We start from the raw sequence: 1671 nt of genomic DNA on the forward strand, positions 1-1671 counted from the left end.
GCATTTTGTAACAATCAAAATAAGCATTTCCAAGTTGTTCGAGTATCTCAAAAGGATATGGTTCCATTCACATCAGATGCCCAGGCAGAAATTCAGTTTATGTGTCTGGATAAAGAAGATCCTGAGTTAACTCGGCCAAATATAAAGAGAGAGGCTGACGTAGTAATAGAAATACGGAACAAATAACTGTTTACATAACAAGTGCCATCAATCGGACTTGGGTAAACTGTCACCGTTTTTGCAAAAAGACGCAAAAACGCCGCCACTTCACCCAAGCCGTTGTGGCAGGCGTTATGTTTTCAAATAAAGGATTGGTCAATTGAAGTTTAAGTCTGCGCCTTTGAAAGAAACAAAATTCTACGAAAGAGTTAAGGAACTGGCAGCAGATGAAGTTCAATCGCGTGAAGCAATGATACAACGTTGGCGCTGCGCAGTCGGAAGTGACGGGAAATTCGATGTATTTTTTACTCAATTAATTGGTTCAAGCCATCAAATGAGGGATGGTTATTATTGTTATCTATTGATTATTAACAACGATGAAATTTACATAGATTATGATTCCCGAGGCATACAAATTAGAGATACTGACACAGCGAAGAAATATGATAAGCGCAGTCTTGTTAGCCTTATTGAGAGTGCAAGGAAAGGTCGTGGCGATAAAAGCCCAATACCATGGTTCAGGCAAACATAACAAGGCCAGGCAGCATCGCTCCCTGCGGTCGCTGGACCTCGTTTCACTCGGCCGCTGCTGGCGGCGTTATAGCAGGAATGGTGATTTATGAATATTATGGATGAGCAAGTATCACTATTGAATGAGTTGAGCGAACTCATGATGATAAGCAGTGAGCTAGGGTATGAATCTCTTTCGTGTGAGTTTAAATATCACACTTCAGAAGATGGTAGTAGTTCAATAGGATCCAAATTTAGTTATGTAATTGATGGTAAAAGGGTCTCAAAGGCACTTGTAAAACCTGAAAGAGAGCGGCTCTATACCGTTGTGCCTAAGCTTCACTCAGTTATGAAATCGCATACTGGCGGTGATTGGAAGTCATTTACACTAACTATAAATGAAACTGGTGAGGCTAAAACCAAATTTGAATACCAATAAAAGCTATAACAAGCAGCTCCACCGGACTCCGCAAAATGTGTCGCGCTTTTTGCTGGAGCAAAAAGTCACGCCAATTTTGCTCCTCCGGTGAGCTGGGCGTTATGTGAAAAAATGGAATTCCGGAGCAGATGAAACAGATCTATAAAATTACTTATAATCCCACAGGTAAAATATATATAGGCAAGGATAGCATCGGAAGCCATCGTTATTTTGGCAGCCCGGATATGGATACAGTAAATGCAGACTTTGCAACGCTTCCTCAAGAGGTACGCAAAGATTACACAGTACGTAAACAGATACTTTGGGAGTCACCAGATTGTGAAGAGTCTGAACTAGCAGCCAAAGAGGTAGAGTTCATTCGCAAGTATCAATCTAATAACCCAGATATTGGTTACAATAGATGACCTAAATTCAATGAAAACACATAACAAGTGCCATCAATCGGACTTGGGTAAACTGTCACCGTTTTTGCAAAAAGACGCAAAAACGCCGCCACTTCACCCAAGCCGTTGTGGCAGGCGTTATATGCGCAAAAGTACCAAACACTTGTACGCGGTTTTCTT

The 1671-nt window shown here is 41.2% G+C and carries 4 protein-coding genes; all 4 read left to right on the forward strand.

Annotated features, from left to right (window positions below):
* A partial coding sequence (locus tag A3735_RS32045) for a hypothetical protein (RefSeq protein WP_231882610.1) occupies positions 1 to 186 on the forward strand: 186 nt, incomplete at its 5' end.
* Positions 187 to 319: 133 nt separating this feature from the next.
* Positions 320 to 691, forward strand: coding sequence for a hypothetical protein (locus A3735_RS21195; RefSeq protein WP_068511402.1), 372 nt, complete (start codon positions 320 to 322; stop codon positions 689 to 691).
* Between the two features lie 87 nt (positions 692 to 778).
* Positions 779 to 1108: an immunity protein YezG family protein gene (locus A3735_RS21200; RefSeq protein ID WP_068510496.1), complete on the forward strand. Its 330-nt coding sequence runs from the start codon at positions 779 to 781 to the stop codon at positions 1106 to 1108.
* A 128-nt stretch (positions 1109 to 1236) separates the two neighbouring features.
* Positions 1237 to 1512 (forward strand): hypothetical protein, encoded by a 276-nt coding sequence (locus A3735_RS21205; protein ID WP_068511479.1) that lies wholly within the window; start codon positions 1237 to 1239, stop codon positions 1510 to 1512.
* The last annotated feature ends 159 nt before the right edge of the window (positions 1513 to 1671 follow it).

Source organism: Oleiphilus sp. HI0061 (assembly GCF_001635675.1).